Raw genomic sequence first — 4488 nt, forward strand, 5'->3', positions numbered from 1 at the left:
GAGGACGGCGGCGAACTGCCGCCCGGCCGGGACGGCACGCTGTACTTCGGCGACGGCCCCGCCTTCGAGTACCACGGCGACCCGGGGAAGACCGCCGCGTCCCGCGATCCGCGCGGCCGCGGCTGGACGACCCTGGGCGACGTCGGCCACGTGGACGGGGACGGCTTCCTGTACCTCACCGACCGGCGCTCGTACATGATCATCAGTGGCGGGGTGAACATCTACCCGCAGGAGGCGGAGAACGTCCTCGCCGTCCATCCGGACGTGGCGGACGTCGCCGTCATCGGCGTCCCGGACGAGGAGATGGGCGAGGCCGTCAAGGCGGTCGTCCAGCCGGTGGATCCGGACCGCGCGGGACCCGGGCTGGAGGCCGAGCTCATCGCGTACTGCCGCGACCGCCTCGCCGACTACAAGTGCCCGCGCACGGTCGACTTCCGTGACGGGCTTCCGCGTCATCCCACGGGCAAGCTGTACAAGCGCCTGCTGAGGGACGAGTACTGGAAGGGGCGCACGCCGACCGGCGCGGCGTGACGCGGGCGGGACGAGCGGGGCGGCGGAGGGCGGGAGAGGTAAGGGACTCTGCTCACGGCGGAACGGCCTGTGCGGCGGCCGTCCCGGCGAGCATGATCACCTCATGTCCCAAGAAATCACCGCACGACAGGTCGAGATCGAGGTCGGCGACTCCGGCCGGATGACCGCGTACCTGGCCCGCCCGGACGACTCGGCGGCGCGTCCCGTCGTGCTCGTCGGGTCCGAACTGTGGGGCCTGACCGGAGAGGTCCGCGCCATGGTCCGCCAGGTGGCGGAGCTGGGCCACGTCGCGGTCGCCCCCGACCTCTACCACCGCTCCGGCGCCGAGGGCGCGGCCGGGATGGAGGAGAACGACGCGAACCGGCAGCGCGGGTTCGCGATGATCGAGCAGCTCAAGCGGCACGAGGTGGCGGACGACCTGGGCGCCGCCCTCTCCTACGCGAGGGCGGAGGCGAACGGGGGCGTGAAGGCGGGTGCGCTGGGCTTCAGTCTGGGCGGGCACGTCGCCTTCTTCGCCGCGAGCCGCCTCGGACTGGACGCCGCCGCGATCTACTACCCGGGCTGGCTGTCGATCGCCGGGACGGCGCTGAGCCGCCCCGAGCCGCTTCTGGAGGTCACCGCACAGGAGATCGCCGACGGCGGTGGGCACGTCCTGCTGTTCTGGGCCGAGCTCGACCACGTCATCGACGCCGAGCAGCGGCGGAACGTCGAGGAAGGGCTCAAGGCGGCCGGAGCCCGCTTCGAGTCGGTCGTCTACCCGGGGGCCAAGCACGCGTTCTTCTTCCCCGGCCGCGAGATGTACGACAAGGACGCCGCCGAGGACTCCTGGGCCCGCGTCCGAGAGCTCTTCGCCACCGAGCTGACCTGAGCAGGTAGTGGAATGCGGGACGCCCCGCCGTCCGGCCCCCGAAAGGGGGCCGGACGGCGGGGCGTCCGTATGACCGCGGGCCGGTACTACCGGACCCGTCAGTGCATCGGCATCGGAGCTTCCGCCGGAGTCTCGGGCTTCCTGCGCGGCAGGAACAGCGCCGGGAGGAAGGCGAGCAGCAGCAGCGCCGCCGACCACCAGTAGGTGGTCTGGAACGCGTCCGCCATCTTGTGCGGGACCTGCGCCAGCATCTCCGGCGACAGCTTCCGCAGCGCGGCGGCCTGCTGCGCCTGGTCGCCGCCCGAGGGGAGCCCGCGGTCCTTCAGCTGGGTCGCGAGCAGGACGGCGATGAACGCGGTGCCGATCGAGCCGGCGACCTGCTGGATGATGTTCAGCGCGGTGCTCGCCCGCGGCACCTCCGCGTGCTGCAGCGTCTGCATCGCGGCGGACATCGTCGGCATCATCGTCATGCCCATGCCCATGCCCATGACGAACAGCGCGCCGCCGAGACCCCAGAACGAGGAGTCGACGGTGATCTGCATGGCGAACGCCGCCACGCCCACGACCACGGTGGCGAGGCCGACGAGCACGACCTTGCCCGGGCCGAGCTTGTCGGTCAGCTTGCCGCCGACCGGCATGGTGATCATCGCGCCGAAGCCCTGCGGGGCCAGCAGCAGACCCGCGTGCAGCGCGTTCTGGTGCCGGATCGACTGGTAGTACAGCGGCAGGATCAGCATCGCGCCGAAGAACGCGCAGGCGAACAGCACCATCGTGCCGGCCGCGGCCGCGACCGAGCGGCGCTTGAACAGCCGCAGGTCGATCAGCGGGGCGGTGTTGCGCTTGCTCAGCGCGTGCGCGGCGAACAGCAGGACCAGGACGGCGCCGCCGACCGTGGTGCCGAGCACGTCCGGACGGGCGAAGTCGTTCTTCTCCGCGCCGGTCGCCAGGCCGTAGATCAGCGCCGCGAGGCCCGGGGAGAGCAGGATCAGGCCGAGGAAGTCGAGCTTCTCGCCCTTGCCCGGCTGGTCCTTCTTCAGGATGCGGGCGGCGAGGACCACCGCGACGGCGCCGATCGGCACGTTGATGTAGAAGATCCAGCGCCACGACACGTCGTCGACCAGGTAGCCGCCGAGGATCGGGCCGAGGATCGGGCCGAGCAGCATCGGGATGCCGACGATGCTCATCACCTGGCCGACCCGCTGCGGGCCGGCCGCCTGGGTCAGGATCGTCATGCCGGCGGGCATGATCATGCCGCCGCCGAGACCCTGCAGCACGCGGAACGCGATCAGGGACGGCGCGTCCCACGCGGTGCCGGCCAGGGCCGAGCCCGCCACGAACAGGATGATCGAGATGATGTAGAGCCGCTTGGTGCCGAACCGCGAGGCGGCCCAGCCGGTGACCGGGATGACCGTGGCGAGCGCCAGCGTGTAGCCGGTCGCCACCCACTGGATCGTGGCCAGGTCGGTCTTGAAGTCTTCGGAGAGATGCCGGAGTGCGACGTTGACGACGGTCACGTCCAGGATGGACATGATCGCGCCCAGGACGACGACCATGGCCACCGCGAGCACGCCGCGGTCGAGACCTCCGCTCGAGGCGCCGGCCTCAGGAGGGCCGTCCGTCGTCCGAGGAGACGCGGGAGCGGTCAAGAGTTCTTCCAATCGTCTGGGCCCGCGCGCACGGGCGGCATGAACGGACACGGGGTGGTCCGGGGGGATCGACCGCGCCAAAATAGTGCAGTCACTGACACTTTCGCGAACCATTTAACTCCGCTGGTTCCCGGAGTATTCCAGCGACCTACGACACTTCCGGCTGCGTGCGGCGTCCTGGCACGTCGCGGCGCCTGCGGCGGAATGTGACCTTCGCAACACCCCCTCCCCTTCCTTCTCGAGAGTACGCGCGCGCTCGCGGAGCGTGCTCGTTCCGGCCCTCCTGAAACAACCGCCGATGCCGCGCCACTACCTGGTGATCGACGACCAGAGAGGAGCCCGGCCGATGAGGCGAAGGGCCAGGAGCGCGACCGCGCTCGCGGTGGTGGTGGCGGCGACGGCGGTGGTGCCGCCCGGTGCGGGGACGGCCGCGTTCGCGCAGGGTGCGGCGGCTCCGGGAGGCAAGGAGAACCTCCTGACGCTGGTGACCGGTGACCGCGTGCACGTCATGACGGGTCCGGACGGGAGGCAGCTCGTCCGGGCGGAGGCCGGGGCGGGACGGGAGAGCATCGCCTTCTACCGGAAGGCCCGGGGCGAGGAGCTGTCGGTCATCCCGTCCGATGTCGCCCCGCTGGTCGTGGCCGGCAGGGTGGATCCCGCGCTGTTCAACGTCACCCGGCTGTTGAAGGACGGGTACGGGGACTCGGCCAGGAAGGACATCCCGCTGATCGTCGGCGGGACGCCCGGCGCGCCGGCCGCGGCCCCGGCCGGGGTGAGCGGCGCCCGGCCGCTGGCGGCGCTGAACGGGACGGCGGTCACCGCCCGGAAGGACCGGGCGGCGTCCGTGTGGACGTCCCTGACCGGCGGTAAGCGGACTCTGGCTCCCGGTGTCGGCCATGTCTGGCTCGACGGCAAGGTCCGCGCGACCCTCGACAAGAGCGTCCCGCGGATCGGGGCGCCGGCGGCGTGGCGGGCCGGCTACACCGGCAAGGACGTCACGGTGGGCGTCCTCGACTCCGGGATCGACGCCACCCACCCGGACCTGGCCGGTGCCGTGGTGGCGGAGCGCGACTTCACCGGCAGCGGGAACGTCCGCGACGGCAACGGGCACGGGACGCACGTGGCCTCGATCATCACCGGGGACGGCGTCGCGGACGCCAGGTACCGGGGCGTCGCCCCCGATGCCCGGCTGGTCGTGGGCAAGGTCCTGGGCGACGACGGCTCGGGCTCCTTCTCGACCCTGATCGCGGGGATGGAGTGGATCGCGCAGCAGCACGTCCGCGTGGTGAACATGAGCGTCGGGGCGTGGATCCCCAGCGACGGCACCGATCCGCTGTCGGCGGCGGCGAACACGCTCACGGCCGGCACCGGCACGTTGTTCGTCATCGCGGCGGGGAACGACGGTGCGGACCGGGCGGTGTCGGCGCCCGGCCTCGCCGATGC

4 protein-coding genes are annotated in these 4488 nt (G+C 71.8%); 3 read left to right on the top strand and 1 reads right to left on the bottom strand.

Going from position 1 to position 4488, the window contains the following annotated elements:
• Together AB0J52_RS28945 and AB0J52_RS28950 are read left to right on the top strand one after the other, a co-directional pair.
• A partial coding sequence (locus AB0J52_RS28945; RefSeq protein ID WP_500185669.1) for an AMP-binding enzyme occupies positions 1–531 on the top strand: 531 nt, incomplete at its 5' end.
• 103 nt (positions 532–634) lie between these two features.
• A complete protein-coding gene (locus tag AB0J52_RS28950) occupies positions 635–1399 on the top strand; it encodes a dienelactone hydrolase family protein (RefSeq protein ID WP_500185670.1) in 765 nt (254 codons plus the stop codon).
• A 98-nt stretch (positions 1400–1497) separates the two neighbouring features.
• Here the strand turns inward: AB0J52_RS28950 and AB0J52_RS28955 are convergent, their stop codons facing one another.
• Positions 1498–2967 (bottom strand): DHA2 family efflux MFS transporter permease subunit, encoded by a 1470-nt coding sequence (locus tag AB0J52_RS28955; RefSeq protein ID WP_500185671.1) that lies wholly within the window; start codon positions 2965–2967, stop codon positions 1498–1500.
• Between the two features lie 424 nt (positions 2968–3391).
• On the opposite strand from AB0J52_RS28955, the gene AB0J52_RS28960 reads away from it, so the two are divergent.
• Positions 3392–4488, top strand: a 1097-nt coding sequence (locus tag AB0J52_RS28960) for a S8 family serine peptidase (protein WP_500185672.1), incomplete at its 3' end; no start/stop codon positions are given.

Origin of the sequence: Spirillospora sp. NPDC049652 (assembly GCF_040675125.1) — a bacterium.
In the GTDB taxonomy this organism is placed as follows: domain Bacteria; phylum Actinomycetota; class Actinomycetes; order Streptosporangiales; family Streptosporangiaceae; genus Spirillospora.